An 874-nucleotide genomic window follows, 5' to 3' on the forward strand; every position below is an offset into this window, starting at 1 on the left:
TCAAGATGCCATAGTCCTTTATGCCGCCCCAGCAGTCGAAGATGTGGGCGACCTGGTTAAGTTGAAGAAATCTAGAGCCATTATTGATAACACCAACTTTCGAAGGGCATCCGAATTGAACGGTCACCACAGAAACACATACATTAAGGCGGGGACATACTCTCAGGCTTGCAGCGACCCACAGCGGCTCGACAACTTTCGTCTTATTGAATTAATTGAGAATGTTGAGCCAAAGGCACAGCGGGGTAATGGCCAGTTCTTAGTTGAGTTTGCGACGCGTATCAACTCCTCGATGAGAGAGGCCAGAGGTATAGGCTATCTGAGAACTGCTTTCGTAGAACGCATGAGCGAGTTCAAAGAATACGAGCTTGAACGATACGAGCTATTTTTCGCCAAGCTCACCATGAGCGTATTCAGAGAGGTTACCGGGAGTCAGTGGGTAATTCCGCTGCACAATGGTGCAAATGCATAACCCTGCGGCCCACCGGACGCTGCGCGATAAAGCCGCGCAGCACCGGTGCTCCCCACGTTAGCAATCAAGAAAGGTATCTCTCGATGACCGCCACCAAAGAAAAGAAGAAGCAGGTCTATCATTCGTGTGCCTCATGCGATAGAGATACGTGGCACTCCGTTCTTCAACAGTATGTTGAATCGGAATACGAATACCGAATGGATACGATCTATCAAATCGTCCAATGCTGCGGTTGCCATACCGTCAGCTTCCGAAAGGTGGTTCGTGATTACGAAAGTGCATATCCCATCGACGACAGCGAATGGAATGTGCCCGAAGATATCTCTTGCTTCCCAAGCATATTGAAGGGGCATCGCGAACTTGAAGATGTCTGGGATCTGCCTGGTACCGTTCGCGAGATTT

Annotated in this window: 2 pseudogenes; both read left to right on the top strand. The window is 49.4% G+C overall.

The window, feature by feature from the left end:
- Positions 1 to 472 (top strand): annotated as a pseudogene (locus M6F29_RS11895) (hypothetical protein); the annotation flags it as partial.
- 83 nt (positions 473 to 555) lie between these two features.
- A pseudogene (locus tag M6F29_RS11900) lies at positions 556 to 874 on the top strand (DUF4145 domain-containing protein); the annotation flags it as partial.

This window comes from Ferrovum sp. (assembly GCF_027317285.1).
Classification (GTDB): domain Bacteria; phylum Pseudomonadota; class Gammaproteobacteria; order Burkholderiales; family Ferrovaceae; genus Ferrovum.